The following is a 14,713-nucleotide window of genomic DNA, read 5'->3' on the forward strand; positions in this document are numbered from 1 at the left end:
CCGCCGTCAACCGCTTATTGGCTAAAGCTTACTGGCCGAAATACACCGGCTTCACGCCAGTCGAAGCGGCGGGAGCGGTCGCGTGCACACCGACTGCGGTGGCATTGGCCACGCCGCCGTAGGCGCTGGCCGAGCTGTTTTGCTCCGACACGCGCGCTTCCGCAGCCTGAATGTTGGCCGGATAGAAGGGATCCGAGATGCCCGGACGGTAGCCGGCCTGTTCGAGCTGAACCAGCTCGGCACGCACCTGGGCGCGGGTGACAGGGGCGTTCGACTGTTGGGCAAACGATGCGACCGGAACGACGAGTGCGGCGGCGACAGCAACGGCTTGAATGAGCGACTTCATGGTTACGACCTCCAGATTTTATTTTCTGCCGCTGCGAACACCTTGTTCGCAGCCAGTGATTGCATTCTAGTTATGCAATCCATCTGGAGTAATCACCCTATCTGCGAAATATTATTACGCAAATTGATACAAAGCACGCTCAGCGATGGCTGCGCCCCAGCGCGCGACTAGACCAGCAGTTTCACCAGCAAGGAGCCGATCAATCCGGCCGTGCCGACAATGACGAGCGTCTGGATGATGGTCAGCGATTTACGCGGGGCGGAGGCAGAAGCGTTGGTGGAGGAGGTCACAAGTATTTCGGGTTTCGATTCGAGGAATGGCAGACGCCGCGCGGCGCACGGTTCGAACCGTACGATTTGCGAAGGCGTGATTGTACGGTGAAGTTCGAGCCGTGCGGATTTTGCGCGGTGCGATGGATTGCCGCCACGCCGGGCGCGCAGTGCGTGGCCAATCGCGTACGTCAGTTCTTGACGGGGAAGTACCAGAGGTTGCGGTCGGTATAGCCGAACTGCGAGATGATCGCCCTCAGCGTGCCGTCAGCGCGGATTTCATCGAGCGCGCGAGATACGGCGTTGTTCAGATCGACATCGTTCTTGCGCAGCGCGTAGCGTGCGTAACCGTATTCCTGCGGCAGCGGCGTGTAGTCCGTCACGATCTGCATGGGAGCAGTGGGATGCTGCTTCAGGAACTGCGAGATCTTGATGTCGTCTTCCATCGCCACGTCGAGACGTCCGGCTAGCAGATCGGCGAATTCAGCCTCGTTGCTCGTATAAAGCTTCAGCTCTTTCAGGTCTTTGCGCTGGCTGAGCAACTGGTGGTTGATGCTGCCGCGCAAGGTCCCGATGGTATGACCGGCAAAATCGGCCCACGTGTGAATCTTCGCGGGATTGCCGCGCGGCACCGCGATGCCCGACCCGTACCAGTAGGCCGGACTCGTGAACGCCACGACATGCAGGCGCGCCTCCGTCTCATGCAGGTTATCCACGATCACATCGGCGCGACCGGACAATAACGTGGGGATCATCGCGTCGAAGGGCACGATATTCCAGCTGACCTTGGTGATGCCAAGGCGTTTGGCGATCTCGCGAAAGATGCGCACGTCGGCCCCATCGAAGCTGTTGGTCTTGCTGTCCTGAAACGTCGAAGGCGGATCGGAGGCAATCACGAAGGTGATGCCGTTTTCGAGCGCGCGCTTGAACGAGCCGTCGCCGCCGTCGAAACGCGTGCTGCTGAGCGCGGCGCCATCGGCGCCCCGGGCGGGAGAGATAGAAAGCAGAGCCGCCATCATCGAAGCAAACATTAGTGATGTCATTCTCATGGAGCGCTCCCAGGTCGTTTTTAAGTTTTGGTCTTAAGCAGGCTCACGGGCTCACTGTCCCGCCTAGTTGCCGGTTTCGCTCCCACAGCGAGCGCAGGAATTCGCGGGTGCGTACTTGCTGAGGCGCGGCAAAAAACGCCGCCGGCTCGCCCTCTTCGACAATGCGTCCATCCGCCATGAACACAATGCGATCGGACACTTCGCGCGCAAAACCCATCTCGTGCGTGACGACGACCATCGTCATGCCTTCGTCGGCAAGCGTACGCATCACACGCAACACCTCGCCTACCAGCTCCGGATCGAGCGCTGACGTCACCTCGTCGAACAGCATGGCTTCCGGCTGCATGGCAAGCGCACGCGCGATCGCCACGCGCTGCTGCTGCCCGCCGCTCAACTCGTGCGGGTAGGCGTTCGCCTTCGCGAGCAGACCGACCTTGTCGAGCAAAACATTGGCCTCACGCGTTGCATCGGATAACGAACGACCGAGGACGTGAATCGGCGCAACCGTGATGTTTTCGATCACGCTCAAATGCGAGAACAGGTTAAAGGATTGAAACACCATGCCGACCTTGGCCCGGATCGCCTCGACCGCCCGGTCGCTATCGGCACGCCGTCTACACCTCTGGGGGTTTTGGTAGACCGGTACCTCATCGAAATAGATCGTGCCGCTGTCGATGGTTTCCAGATGATTCATGCAGCGAAGCATCGTCGACTTACCCGATCCGGACGGTCCGACGACACTCAGCACCTCGCCTTTGGCGACGCTGAGCGACACGTCCTTCAACGCATGCAGCTCGCCGAAATGCTTGTTGACACGCTCGAGACGGATCATTGCGTCGCCGCCGTGGCCTGCGCCGCGCTACCCGCCGGCTTCGCCTTGCCGCCGACGCTCATGCGCCGTTCGAGCCAGCGCACCAGCAACGCGCTCGGATACGAAAACGCGAGGTAGATCGCCCCGATGATCGTGAACACGGTCGCGTACTGGAAGTTGGTCGACGAAACGATTTGCCCCGTGAAAATCAGCTCTTTGACGGTGACGATCGAAACCAGCGAGGTGTCCTTGAACAACGAAATGCCGTAATTGCCGAGCGGCGGAACCACCACGCGAATCGCCTGAGGCAGCACGATCAGGCGCAGCATCTTGCGGCGCGACATGCCGAGGGCCTTGGCGGCTTCGATCTGGCCTTGCGGAACGGCGGCGATGCCGGCGCGGTAGACCTCGGCGAGATAAGCCGAATAATTGATCGACAGTCCGATCACGCCCGCTGTAAACGGATCGAAACGAATCCCGAACGAAGGCAGAACGAAATAGATGTAGAACAGTTGCAGTAGCGCGGGCGTCCCACGGATCACCTCGATATAGGTCGATGCACAGGTGCGCAAGATCCGCGAGCGACCCAGTTTGACGAGCGCGATCACGAGCCCGAGCGGCAGGCTGATCAACATGATGCATGCGGTGAGCGCGAGACTGGTGGCCGCGCCTCTTAGCAGAGCGGGCATGTAGTCGCCTGCACCGTGCCAATCGAACAGGGCCAGAAATGTTGTCAGCATGGAATTCCTTCGTGCCAATGCCCCGCGCACGCAACCGGCCGGTACGCCGTACCGTGGTGTCGCGTCAAGGCAATCCTCTCGTTGTCCTGGCCTAGGTCGTTTGAAGTGTAAGGACTTCCGGATCCACTTCGGCACCGAGCATCCGGCTTACCCGATCCGCGTGTCTTCGCAGCGTGCGGCCCAGCTCATGCAGGTCGTCGTCGCTCAAACCGCTTTTCAGCGTGGTCACGCTGATCGCCGCAACGCCCTCGCCTTCGCGGTTGGTAATGGCCGCGCCGATACACACCACGCCGATGTTGTCCTCTTCGTTATCGAACGCATAGCCGCGCTGGGCAACCAGCAACAGATCGGTCATCAATTCGGCGGGTGTCACGAGGGTGTATTCGGTGCGCCGCGGCATGCCGGTTTGCGTCAGCAGTTTGACGACCCGCGCCGGCGGCAGCAGCGCCAGCAGCGATTTACCGAGCGCCGAGCAATGCGGCAGTTCGCGTTGCCCCAGCGCGGACGCGATCCGCAAGATGCCGGGCGCGTCGACGCGGCTGATCGCCACCGCGTAGCCATGATCGAGAATCGCAAGACGCGAAGTCAAGCCGGTCAGCGCGGTGAGATCGCGCAGCACCGGCATTGCAAGCTGCGAAACGGCGACATCTTCCGCGGCGCGATCGCCCAGAAAGACCAGCGACAGTCCTAACCGGTAACGACGCGAACCGCCAAGCCGGACATCGGCTACGAAGTGGCGCAGCAACAACGTCTGCAATAGCGCAAACGCGGTGCTCTTCGATACGCCGATCTGCTCAGCCACTCCCGCGACGGTCATCCCCTCGTTGCCGGCCTTCCCCAAGGCCTCAAGGACATCGAGCGCGCGATTAACACTGCGTAACGCGTATCGGTCCTCTGCAGTTTGAACTGCATCTGTCATTTTGTTTTGATTCCGTCTGATTGATGAAACTGCCCCGATAGCATCCCACATCTCATATTGACAGTCACTAATCTGGAAATTACCATAAAACTACTGCCGAACACGGTTCGGTAGAGCCGAACAAATTAATTATTCGGTACGCGGCGTTCCTGATTCACGGTGCGCCCCACCACGAAAAATAGCGACAGGAGGCCGCATTCGAGTCGACGACGCGTTCCGGGGCTTTTTGCGCGGCGTCACCCGCTCGGCGGCAAGCGACAATGGGAATAATCTCCGAGAGAGGTTTGTGCATTGGCGAGCAGTCGAAAATGTCAGGCGCGCATTCGGCAAAACTCGTCCACAGCGAAATCATGCATATCCGGCTTGTAATCGAGCGCCTGTCGGTGTCCGATCTGGACCGCTCGGGCTTGCCTCGCGCCTATTGGCGCAAGCGCCTGCAAAGCGTCATGCAAAACCATCAATTGTCACCGGCCCAGTTCGACGAAATTGACCGGATTCTTGGCACGCTTAACGAGTAGCGAGTCGCGCGAATACTGCGAATTTTCCCTGACTAAAATTCGCCGCGAAATCCTCTGCACATTTCCATCCATTTCAATTCAATTTTAAGTCAGTAATTAGTACCTTATTCATCATACAAATACGGGTGTTGCTCCTTCAAGAATGCGACCCGGTTGTGACATATTCGGGTCCGCTCGCTGACACCCGTATGACCTGAACAATCCACAGAGCCCCGCACTCATCAGGGTTTGGTTTTCGCGATATAAAACGTAAAATCCGCTGCATTCCAAACACTGTCCAGGAGAGACCTCAATGACTGCGGGCGCAACCGGGCCAATTGCGGCTACGACCTATCGCGGCGACGCGATCGAAAACACCCATAGGGCGCACGTCGCGGTGGTCGATGCGCAAGGGCGTCTGCTTTACGCGTTCGGCGATCCGGCGCGGATGACGCTGGCGCGTTCGGCAGCCAAGCCCGCGCAGGCGCTCGCCGTGCTCGAAACCGGCGCACTCGAGCGCTTCGGTTTCGAGGAGGCCGATCTCGCGCTCATGTGCGGCTCGCACAGCAGCGAAGAGCGGCATATCGAGCGCGCCCGCCGGATGATTGCGAAAGCCCACGCGAGCGAAGCAGATCTGCGCTGTGGCGGCCATCCGCCCATTTCGGAGGCCGTCTACCGGTCGTGGATCAAACGCGATTTCACACCGGGCGCGGTATGCAGCAACTGCTCCGGCAAGCACGCCGGCATGCTCGCGGGCGCGCAGGCGCTCGGTGCGGCCGTGCGGGACTACCACCGCCCCGACCATCCGCTGCAGGTGCACGTGAAGCACATCGTCGCCGAGGTCTGCGATCTGCCTGACGAGAGTGTCCAGTGGGCGATTGACGGCTGCAACCTGCCCACGCCCGCTTTTCCGCTGGAGCGTCTGGCGCGGCTATATGCGAAGCTGGCCGACGCGGCCGCGCAACCCGCCGGAGAGGCCGCGTCTGCACGCAGCGCTGCGCTCGCGCGCATCTATCGTGCGATGACCGGCTATCCCGAGATGGTCGCAGGCGAAGGGCGCTTTTGTACCATGCTGATGCGCGCTTTCGACGGGGCGCTGGTCGCCAAGGTGGGAGCGGACGCGAGCTATGCGATCGGCGTCCGGCCGTCCGGGCAGACGGCGCGGCTGGGTGCCCACGGCGCGCTGGGAATCGCGGTGAAGGTGGAAGACGGCAATACGACGGTGCTTTACGCCATCGTGGCCGATCTGCTGGGCCAGCTCGACATCGGCACCGCCGCGCAACGCGCCGAGTTCGAAACCTTCCGCACCCCGCCGATGCGCAACACGATGGGCGTGGAGACCGGCCATCTGGCGCTGTCAGTCGCGCTCGAACCGGTTGGCGAGGCGCGTTAGGCCCTAAGTCCCTATACCTTACCTGGCAGTCCGGGTGAGGGTAGAGAAGCCAGCGAGGCGCGGCACCGCTCGTGCCCGCCGCCGGAAGCCGCCACCCAGCCCTAATTGCACTTCACAATGGCCGACAGCGCCGATATATCGCGCCGCTCATCGCCGAGGCCCGGTGTTACGCTGAACCGATATCTATTGCCGGTCGAGCGCGAGCCGCGAAGCGGGGATGGGTTCGCGGCGCCGCATGCCTTCGGGCCGTGAACCCGGACACGGATTGCAGCGAGACCGCATCAGGAGGCGCTGCGATGAAAATGACGATCCCGATGAGCCTGGCGCTGTTGACCTTGAGCGGCGCCGCTTCGGCGTGGCAGCCCGTGGTTTACCCGGTCCGCAGCCAGAGCGCATCGCAGCAGAGCGTCGACGCCGCCACCTGCTACAGCACGGCAAGCCGTCAGTCCGGCGTCAACATCACGCGTGAAGCCCAGTCGCCGATGCGTCCGAAGCTCGCCTCGGGCGCCGTCGGGATTGGTGGGGCGGGCCAGGTGTCGCAACCGCCGCTCCCCGCAAGCGGTACGACGGCGGCCAGTGGTAGCGTGCCGGCCAGCGCGGCGATGGCGACTGCGGCGCCGGCTAGCGCCAGCAGTACACCCGCCGCCGCGGCGCAGGCCAGTGAGCCGATGCCCAAAACCGACAAGAACGGCGTGCCGGAACTGGGTGGCGCCAGCGAGCCGCTCACCGAGGCCGAAGTCAAAGCGCCGCCGATGCCGCCACCTGAACCGCCGATGACGCGCTACTGGCGCGCCTACGCAACCTGCATGCAAGGGCGCGGCTACACCGTGCAGTGAAGGCGGGTTATTCGCTGCTGGTCCATTCCACGTTTGCCCCGACCGAGCGCAGGTTTTCCACGAAGTGCGGATGCGCGCGGCGGATCGGCAACGCGTTCATGATTTCCGAACGGCCCTCGATGCTGGCGGCGACCATCAGCAGCGCGATCGCCACGCGAATGATGTACGGACTTTCGACTCGAGCCGGACTCAACGTCAAACCGCCAAACGTGATCAGCCGATGCGGGTCGGACAGGAACACGTGCGCACCGAACTTGGAGAGTTCGCCGGACCAGCCCATGGCGCCGTCATACACCTTGTTCCAGAACATCGCGCTGCCTTCGGCCTTCACGCCAAGGGCGATGAAGATAGGCAGCAGATCCACCGGCAGATACGGCCAGGGCGCCGCTTCCACCTTGGTGAGGATGTTCTGCGTGAACGGCCGGCGGACCTTCAACGGCCCTTCGCGAAGCGCGCGGGACCAGCCGTCGCGATGCTCCACTTCCACGCCGAACTTGGCGAACGTCCGGTCGATCAGCGGGAACTGCTCGGGCGCGGTATTCCGCACCACGATGTCGCCGCCGGTAATCGCACCCAGCGCCAGAAACGTAGCGATTTCGTGGAAATCCTCGCTGAAGCGGAACTCGCCGCCGCCGAGCGGCTTGCCGCCCGACACGCTCAGACGCGAGGTGCCGATACCTTCGATCTCGACACCCAGCATCGCGAGGAAGCGGCAAAACTCCTGCACGTGCGGCTCGGACGCAGCGTTGACCAGCGTCGACGTGCCCTTCGCAGACGCCGCGCACAAAACGAAGTTCTCGGTCGTGGTGACCGACGCGTAGTCCAGCCAATGCTGATTCGCGCTCATCTGCGTCTCGGCGCGCACGATCAGCGAATCCGCCGTGCGTGCGACCCGTGCGCCGAAGCGCTCGAACACCTCGACGTGCGGGTCGATCTCGCGCACGCCGAGCGTGCAACCCTTCACGTCGTTCTCGAGACGCGCCACGCCGAAACGCGCCAGCAACGGCGGGACGAGCATGATCGACGAACGCATCTCCTCCGGCAACTTGTGCGCGACGGGATCGAACGCGGTGGCGTGATGATGCAATTCGAGAATGCCGGTGCCGAAGTCCATCGACACTTCGCTGCCGAGCATGCGGAAGATGTCGAGAATCTTCTTGACGTCGGTGATCTCGGGGACGCCAATCAGGCGCAACGGCTGGCAGGTCAGCAGCGTGGCGCAAAGAATCGGCAGGACAGCGTTTTTATTGGCGGATGGCTCGATCTCGCCGCGTAACGGGAGACCGCCATGAACGATCAGGTTCGACATGTTCGGGAGGTGCTGAAAAGAGGGGACGTGAGGCCGATATCATGCCACCGCGCGGGCCGCGCCGCTGAACGGAAACATCCGATTTTTGCGTTATATCGCGCGGCCGGCATGCGGAACCGTCGCCGCTATCGCCAGAATTTCCAATTAAGTCCGCGTCCGTCGAATATAAACCCATAGCCACCCATAATCCACATCGCGGCTTATTGAATGAAAAATCTCATTTCACATTCAATGTTTTTCACAAAATTCCACAAAAGTCGACAGACTATTTTTTAACACATGCTAATTTCATATCCGTAAAAAACGCTGACCGGCGTCACACGGCTTCTGCATGACGTGGAGCTTACATAACGTAAAGCCGGTCGCGTCCGGCAGCAAATCATTTACGTCGACGGATTCAACCATGCGAATCGCCATACTGACCGCCTACGCGAGCGAGGCGGAGTTCCTGAAACTCCATCTGGAAGCCGAACGCTACGAATGCCATCTTTTCAGGTCCGAGCAGGACCTGTACAAGACGGCGCTGCATTGCCCGTTCGAATTGCTGCTCCTCGGTCGCATGGCGGAGGAGATGAATTTTGTCGAGATACTTACCCGGATCCGGGCCAACCTGCCGGTCGCGCTGCCGGTCCTCGTCTGTACGGACCGCGAAGTCACACCCGAAGTGCTGTGCCTCTTAAATGCGGGCGCGGATGATACCTTGTGTCGGCCTATTGCGCCCGGCATTCTGATTTCGCGAGTCAGCGCAATTCTGGGACGCATTTACCCAACCGTACAAAATATCCCAGAGGAAAGTTTCGGCGAATATCGCTTCGACCATTACGAACAAGGAGTATTTATATCAGGTAATTTTATTGGCCTGACCCGAAAGCAATACGATTTCGCCTTATTGTTATTCCGGAATATGTCCCGGCCGGTTTCGATATCGCATATTCGCGAGGTGGTCTGGAATCAGAAAGCGGCTCTTGTCTCGAGGACGATCGACAGCCACGCATCCATGATCCGTACGAAGCTGAATTTGCGGCCGCGCAATGGCTATATCCTGAGCAGCGTCTATCGCTACGGATACATTCTGGAGCGGGTCAGCGCGCTCGGGATGACAGCGGGACGCCACGGTTATCCGGGCTAGCGCGGCGCACCCAAAGCCCAAACTCGCGCCGTCAACCCTGCAAGCGGGCTTCGATCCGCCCAATCAACCGGTCGGCCCAACTGCGCAGCAGCGTATTCGACGCCACCAGCGGCGTCGAATAGCCAATCACCTGGTACACCTTGCCGCGCTGGATCTTGGAGACCTTGTCCGGATCGAGCCAGGCGTCGTTATGAACCAGCAGCAGCACGGTCTCGAGGCCAATGAGCACCGGCCACAGGCACGCCAGCCTTAAGCGGACGGCGAACGCCGGAAGCGCCAGCGTATAGTCGACCGCCTCGCGGAAGTGGTCGAGCGTCAGACGGACCAGTTCGAACAGCAGCGGTTGCGCGCGCAACGAATTGGCCGGCTCGAGCAGGTCTTGCGGCGTGAGGCCGAATCGATCCAGCATCTCGACGGGCAGATAGCAGCGTCCAATCCGCAAATCCTTGCCGCAGTCGCGCAACACGTTGGTCATCTGCAGCGCCTTGCCGAAGCGAACCCCACGGCGCAGCATCGTCGACATCGTCTCCGGCGAGCTTTTCAGCGTGCCCGGCATGTGCGCGTAAGTCATGCGGGTCCAGAATTCGCCGACGCAGCCCGCGACCAGATACGTGTAGCGATCGAGCTCGGACCCTTCGCGAAGCGCAACGATCTGCCCCGAACGTTCGTCCGGGAAAGTACGCAGGTCGAACTCCATCCCCTCGGTGAGCGTCGAGACGATCTCGCGCACGGCCTTGCGATCCGCCTCGCTGAGTTGCGCCAGGATCGCGAGCGCGGGGCCGAGCGACTCGAGCAACACCTTTTCGTCCGACTGCGTCTGCTGCGCCGCCACTTCCACCGACATCCGCTGCAGGAACGCGCCCTGGTCCCCCCCGCCGTTGACCTGAGCGCGCAGCGACAGCAGCAATTGCAGCCGTTGCTCCGGCGGAATCAGGGAGGTGTCCGCGATCGTGTCGGCGGCACGCGCGAGAAGATACGCGAGACCAATCGGGTCGCGCATTCCGGCGGGCAAGATACGCAGCGTGAGGTAAAAGGAACGTGAAACGCCTTTCAGCAGCGGACCCAGGAGATAGGTCCGGGTAGGATTCAGCATGGATCGGTCAGGTCGGTTTGGGACAAATTACGCGCTGCCGAATTGTATCCTGCAAACGGTGACCGTCCTGTCGGCGCTCCACAAGCCGGCCTCAGTCATTTACGCGGACAGCCACGGCACGCTGAGAACCGTACGCCGGCTGCCGCGAGGAAATCCGCGTGAAGAAGGGATGGCTTCGCGACACTCGGCGCCGCCGCAGAGGCCCCGAAGCCTCGCGGCGTGAGCCGACCTTTCAATCGCGCGGTTGGCCCAACTTGGCAGCCGCCTTTTCCATGTGACCGCCGAAGTCGTGCCGCATCGCCGACAGCACGCGGTTGGCGAAGTCCCCGTCGCCGCGTGAACTGAAGCGTGCGAACAACGCCGCGCTCAGCACCGGTGCGGGCACGCCTTCGTCGATTGCCGCTGCGACCGTCCAACGCCCCTCGCCCGAATCCGACACGCGTCCCGAGTACTGCTCGAGGCCCGCATCGCCGACCAGCGACGCTGCGGTCAGGTCGAGCAACCACGAGCCGATCACACTGCCGCGCCGCCAGACCTCGGTGATCTCAGGCAGATTCAGGTCGTACTGATAGAACTCCGGGCCGTGCAGCGGCGAGGTTTCGGCGTCCACATCCTGCGTCTTTTTGCCGGCATTGGCGTTGTGGAGGATATTCAGCCCCTCCGCATAAGCCGCCATGATCCCGTACTCGATGCCGTTGTGAACCATCTTGACGAAGTGGCCGGCGCCTTGCGGCCCGCAATGCAGATAGCCCTGATCGGCCGTACCTGCGTCTTTCGCGCGCCCCGGCGTGGGTGTGGCCGCGCCCGGACCCGGCGCCAAAGTCGAGAAGATCGGCCCAAGCCGCTCGACCACGGCGGTTTCGCCGCCCACCATCAGACAATAGCCGCGCTCGCGGCCGAACACGCCGCCGCTCGTTCCGACATCCACGTAGTGAAGCTGCTTCGCGCCCAATTCCTTGCCGCGGCGGATGTCGTCGCGGTAGAACGAGTTGCCGCCGTCGATCACGATGTCGCCCGGTTCCAGCAGAGGCGTCAATTGCGCGAGCGTCGCATCGACCACGGCCGCGGGCACCATCAGCCAGACGGCGCGTGGTTTAGCCAGTTGCTTGACCAGATCTGCGAGCGACGCAGCGCCTGCGATGCCATCCTGTTTGAGTTTTTCGACCGCCGCCGGCTGGACGTCGTAGACCACACATGTCTGACCGCCGGCGGTCAGGCGTCGCACCATGTCGGCGCCCATGCGCCCCAATCCAATCATGCCTAGCTGCATGTCTCACTCCTTACGTGCGAGACCGCGATAACTGCTGTCGCGGTCATTCAAGCAGTTGTGAATCAGGACCACCCATGCATGCGTGGCGCGGAACGACGCTCACATGCGCAAGCGAGAGTCCTGTACGGTCGTACCTTAGTACGTTAGTCGCCACCCGCTCGTTTCGCAGGGAATCTTTTCCGAAGAGTCGAGGGGTGGCGTGTGACGCGGCGCAGTTATTGCCGGGATGCAGTGCGCCCGCTTGTGGGCAGGCGCAACGGTGAGACAGGAGAGGGGCGGAAGTCGTTCAATTTGCGCAGAGGTGCGCAGCGCTGCCGCCCGCGATTCGCTTCAGCTTAGGTGCGTTGCGGCCACAGCGTGCGGCCAAAGAAGGTCAACGTGCGATCCCACGCCAGTTGCGACCAGACCGGATCGAATTGCGTCTGCGGAATGCGGCCCGGGCCGACGGCCGTTTCGTTGGCGAACGCATGATGCGCAAGGTAATGGTGCGATTCCAGTTCGACTTTCGCGTCGCGCAGTTTGGCCTCGACTGCCTCGACCGCGGCCGGCGGGAAGAACTCGTCTTGCGTAGCCCAATGAGCCTGCACCGGGACCTTGATCTTGTCGGCCTGGATGTACTCCAGCGGCGGGCAGCCGTACCACACCACGCCGGCCGCCAGTTCGGGAGTCTGACCGAGCGCCAGCAGGGTCAGCGCGCCGCCCATGCAGTAGCCGGTCAGACCGACACGATCCGCATGTTGCTTCAGATACTGCACGGCGCCGCGAATATCTTGCGACGCGGCGTCGCCGAAATCGAGGCCGGTCATCAAATGGTGCGCTTCTTCCTGCTCGACCGTCTGCTTGCCGCGGTAGAGATCGGGGACCAGCGCCAGATAACCGGATTGCGCGAGCCGGTCGGCTACGCCGCGAATCTGGTCGTTCAAGCCCCACCATTCCTGAATCACGACAATGGCGGGCGCGCCTACGGGGTTCTGCGGCTTGGCAAGGTAGCCCTCGACGTCCTTTCCATCGGGGCGGCGAAAGCTGATCATGGATCCTGGTGACTGTTTCATGAGACGTTCCTCGTTTAGGCGGAACGCATAGCATAGCGGTTGTCGCGCGGAGACGCTGGCGCGCCGGCCAGGGCTAATGCTTCGGCGCGGTGCGTCGGCGGATCCATTCGGCGAAGGCTTCATCTTCGATACGGTAGTCCCCCAGGGCGAGGCGAGTCACCGCGTTTTCCGACTGCAGCCGACGCAGCGCGTGGCCCGCGGTGTTTCTGGTTGCGGGCTTGCCGAGCATCACGGACAGCTTCGCCATGCCTTCCTTCGCATGCAGGTCCGATTCGCCGCGCGCAAGCATCGTGATCACGGCCTGGTCCGCCGGATTCATTTCGGTCCATTGCTTCAGGAAGTGCTCATCCGAAAACACCGAGGCTTTCGTGTGCGCGAGCGCCGCTTCCTCACCCTGCGGCTGATAGAGCATGTAGCGCTCGACGAACCGCTTGAAGAACTCCGGCGTGCGGTGCAACTCGTCAAACGCTCGCTTGCCCTGCTTCAGGGTCAGCACCTGCCGGGCCATGCTGTTCATCAGCTTGATCGTGAAAGCCACGAACTCATCGCCCAGCAACGGAAAGGCTTCCAACGGCGCCCAGTTGTAGAACGGCTCCGACGCGCGCGCGAACATCTCGCGCAGCGTCGTCTCGGAGCTGCCCGCGAAAATCACCTTGATGCTTCCCTTGCGAATGTCGAGCGCAGCACGCAGCGCGTGCGAGAAGTCGCCGTGCTCGGCGCGTGCCAGCACCTGCGCTTCGTCGATGACCAGCAGGAGCGGCTTTTTCTGGCGGTCGAGTTGCTTGAGCACCTCGCGCAACGCTTCTGATTTGTCGACGGCCTGCTGCGCCAGCTCCGCCTCCAGCGCACCTTCCGCGCCACCGGGAAGCTTCGCGCTGGCCCTGACCTTCTTCAACGGCTGGCCGAGTTTGGTGAGGACCGCCTTCACACCCTGCGGTTCCAGCGCATCGGTCAAAGCCGCCACCAGGGCAACGTCGGGGGCGGAACGGTTGTCCCAAAGATTGGTGTAGGCAATCAGGTAACCGTCCGCCGCGGCCGCCGGCAGAAGGTCGCGGCGCAGGAATTCGGTCTTGCCCATGCGTCTGCGCGCGAACAGGCCGCGCGCAGACGACAGTTTCAGCTCAAAGGCCCGCAGATAGCCCTCTGCCAGCTCTGGCCGGGGGAAATGCCACGGGTCCGGCTCGATTGTTTCAGGTTTTCTCATCAGTTTTGAGACTTCTCAAAAGCAGTGAGAAGTCATGATACAGACGGGCCTGCGCACTGTAAATGACGTCGAAACGACCGCCGGTGGCCAGCCCGACGCGGCAACCTACGCCTCCTCCCCCACCCGGTCCGCCGCAACCGCCTGCCACTGCCGCACATAGTCCGGCGCGCCGATACGCGCGGCAGCCTCGTCCACCACCGGCGCCAGCGGCGACAATCCCATCGGCAACACGCCCGCCCAAACCGCCAGGCCCATATCCTCTTCGTCGTCCTTCGGACCGCCCGTGCGAACCTTGCACGCCGCCTCGTTCAGCGCCACGCGCAGCACGGTCGTTGCGGCCAGCTCTTTCGCATTGCCCGGCCGCACTTCTTTGGACCGCCCCGGAGCGATACCTTCGAGGAAAACGTCCAGCGCGGCACTTTTGTGGTCGTCCGGCACCGCCTCGAAGACACCGTAGATCACGGCGGAACGATAGTTCATCGAATGGTTGAACGCCGAGCGCGCCAGCACCAGCCCATCGAGATGCGTGACCGTCACGCAAAACTGCGCCCCGCTGGCCGCCAGCTTCAGCATGCGGCTGCCGTTTGAGCCATGGATGTAGAGATAGTCTCCCTCGCGCCAGCACGCAGTGGGAATGCAATGCACGCCGTGCTCGTCGGCAAACGCGACGTGACACACGTAGGCCTCGTCGAGCAGGGCATGCAGGGTCACGCGATCATATTGACCGCGCTGGGCAACGCGGCGCACGCGAGTGCGAAGAGAAGGGGGAACGCTGGTTTCCGCAGAGGTCATGGTG

General features: G+C 62.2%; 16 protein-coding genes. 4 read left to right on the forward strand and 12 right to left on the reverse strand.

Annotated features, from left to right (window positions below):
- Positions 1 to 28 precede the first annotated feature (28 nt).
- The 6 genes from P3T42_RS26625 to P3T42_RS26650 form a co-directional block, all read right to left on the reverse strand.
- A complete protein-coding gene (locus tag P3T42_RS26625) occupies positions 29 to 346 on the reverse strand; it encodes a DUF4148 domain-containing protein (protein WP_074293697.1) in 318 nt (105 codons plus the stop codon).
- A gap of 167 nt (positions 347 to 513) precedes the next feature.
- On the reverse strand, positions 514 to 636 hold the full coding sequence (locus P3T42_RS26630; protein WP_290439554.1) for a hypothetical protein: 123 nt from the start codon (positions 634 to 636) through the stop codon (positions 514 to 516).
- 170 nt (positions 637 to 806) lie between these two features.
- Positions 807 to 1,664: a substrate-binding periplasmic protein gene (locus tag P3T42_RS26635; RefSeq protein WP_083640176.1), complete on the reverse strand. Its 858-nt coding sequence runs from the start codon at positions 1,662 to 1,664 to the stop codon at positions 807 to 809.
- A gap of 43 nt (positions 1,665 to 1,707) precedes the next feature.
- Positions 1,708 to 2,496 (reverse strand): amino acid ABC transporter ATP-binding protein, encoded by a 789-nt coding sequence (locus P3T42_RS26640; protein ID WP_429307683.1) that lies wholly within the window; start codon positions 2,494 to 2,496, stop codon positions 1,708 to 1,710.
- Positions 2,493 to 3,215 (reverse strand): ectoine/hydroxyectoine ABC transporter permease subunit EhuD, encoded by a 723-nt coding sequence (gene ehuD / locus P3T42_RS26645; protein ID WP_074293700.1) that lies wholly within the window; start codon positions 3,213 to 3,215, stop codon positions 2,493 to 2,495. Before ehuD ends, P3T42_RS26640 begins: the two co-directional genes overlap by 4 nt.
- Before the next feature lie 91 nt (positions 3,216 to 3,306).
- The gene (locus P3T42_RS26650; protein WP_429307684.1) at positions 3,307 to 4,185 is read right to left on the reverse strand and encodes an IclR family transcriptional regulator; all 879 of its coding nucleotides are present in this window, start codon (positions 4,183 to 4,185) and stop codon (positions 3,307 to 3,309) included.
- Positions 4,186 to 4,442: 257 nt separating this feature from the next.
- Between P3T42_RS26650 and P3T42_RS26655 the strand changes: the two genes are divergently transcribed.
- The 3 genes from P3T42_RS26655 (at position 4,443) to P3T42_RS26665 (ending at position 6,860) form a co-directional block, all read left to right on the forward strand.
- On the forward strand, positions 4,443 to 4,652 hold the full coding sequence (locus P3T42_RS26655; RefSeq protein WP_143788211.1) for a hypothetical protein: 210 nt from the start codon (positions 4,443 to 4,445) through the stop codon (positions 4,650 to 4,652).
- 292 nt (positions 4,653 to 4,944) lie between these two features.
- Entirely contained in the window at positions 4,945 to 6,024 is a 1,080-nt protein-coding gene (locus P3T42_RS26660; RefSeq protein WP_429307685.1) for an asparaginase, read from the forward strand.
- A gap of 296 nt (positions 6,025 to 6,320) precedes the next feature.
- Positions 6,321 to 6,860: a hypothetical protein gene (locus P3T42_RS26665; RefSeq protein ID WP_429307686.1), complete on the forward strand. Its 540-nt coding sequence runs from the start codon at positions 6,321 to 6,323 to the stop codon at positions 6,858 to 6,860.
- Between the two features lie 7 nt (positions 6,861 to 6,867).
- Here the strand turns inward: P3T42_RS26665 and P3T42_RS26670 are convergent, their stop codons facing one another.
- Positions 6,868 to 8,169, reverse strand: coding sequence for a UDP-N-acetylglucosamine 1-carboxyvinyltransferase (locus P3T42_RS26670; protein WP_074293705.1), 1,302 nt, complete (start codon positions 8,167 to 8,169; stop codon positions 6,868 to 6,870).
- A 403-nt stretch (positions 8,170 to 8,572) separates the two neighbouring features.
- Between P3T42_RS26670 and P3T42_RS26675 the strand changes: the two genes are divergently transcribed.
- Positions 8,573 to 9,298, forward strand: a complete 726-nt coding sequence (locus tag P3T42_RS26675; protein WP_429307687.1) for a response regulator transcription factor — start codon at positions 8,573 to 8,575, stop codon at positions 9,296 to 9,298.
- 31 nt (positions 9,299 to 9,329) lie between these two features.
- Here the strand turns inward: P3T42_RS26675 and P3T42_RS26680 are convergent, their stop codons facing one another.
- The 5 genes from P3T42_RS26680 to P3T42_RS26700 form a co-directional block, all read right to left on the reverse strand.
- The gene (locus P3T42_RS26680) at positions 9,330 to 10,391 is read right to left on the reverse strand and encodes a phytoene/squalene synthase family protein (protein WP_074293707.1); all 1,062 of its coding nucleotides are present in this window, start codon (positions 10,389 to 10,391) and stop codon (positions 9,330 to 9,332) included.
- Positions 10,392 to 10,623: 232 nt separating this feature from the next.
- The gene (gene gnd / locus P3T42_RS26685; protein ID WP_074293708.1) at positions 10,624 to 11,661 is read right to left on the reverse strand and encodes a phosphogluconate dehydrogenase (NAD(+)-dependent, decarboxylating); all 1,038 of its coding nucleotides are present in this window, start codon (positions 11,659 to 11,661) and stop codon (positions 10,624 to 10,626) included.
- A gap of 335 nt (positions 11,662 to 11,996) precedes the next feature.
- Positions 11,997 to 12,713: a dienelactone hydrolase family protein gene (locus P3T42_RS26690; protein WP_074293709.1), complete on the reverse strand. Its 717-nt coding sequence runs from the start codon at positions 12,711 to 12,713 to the stop codon at positions 11,997 to 11,999.
- A gap of 73 nt (positions 12,714 to 12,786) precedes the next feature.
- A complete protein-coding gene (locus P3T42_RS26695; RefSeq protein ID WP_074293710.1) occupies positions 12,787 to 13,917 on the reverse strand; it encodes a hypothetical protein in 1,131 nt (376 codons plus the stop codon).
- Between the two features lie 105 nt (positions 13,918 to 14,022).
- Positions 14,023 to 14,709 (reverse strand): pyridoxamine 5'-phosphate oxidase family protein, encoded by a 687-nt coding sequence (locus P3T42_RS26700; RefSeq protein ID WP_429307688.1) that lies wholly within the window; start codon positions 14,707 to 14,709, stop codon positions 14,023 to 14,025.
- Positions 14,710 to 14,713: the final 4 nt, after the last annotated feature.

Source organism: Paraburkholderia sp. GAS38 (assembly GCF_050434965.1).
GTDB classification, from domain to species: Bacteria; Pseudomonadota; Gammaproteobacteria; order Burkholderiales; family Burkholderiaceae; genus Paraburkholderia; species Paraburkholderia phenazinium_A.